Here is a 253-nt window from a genome sequence, read left to right on the forward strand (position 1 = left end):
TCGGTCGCGTTCCCGTCGAGCATGGTCGACCGCATCGTTCCCGCCACGACCGACGAGCTGCGCGCGGCCGTCGCCGCCCAGCTCGGGGCTGCCGACGCCTCGCCCGTGCCCGCCGAACCGTTCACCATGTGGGCCATCGAAGACACCTTCGCCGCCGGCCGCCCCGCGTGGGAAGAGGGCGGCGCGGTCTTCACCGACGAGGTCGGCCGCTACGAGCAGATGAAGGTGCGCCTGCTGAACGGCACGCACTCCC

The 253-nt window shown here is 72.7% G+C and carries 1 pseudogene; it reads left to right on the forward strand.

Annotated features, from left to right (window positions below):
• Positions 1 to 253, forward strand: a pseudogene (locus tag SB786_RS36985) (mannitol dehydrogenase family protein); the annotation flags it as partial.

The organism is Burkholderia sp. SIMBA_062, assembly GCF_046534765.1.
GTDB lineage: Bacteria > Pseudomonadota > Gammaproteobacteria > Burkholderiales > Burkholderiaceae > Burkholderia > Burkholderia ambifaria.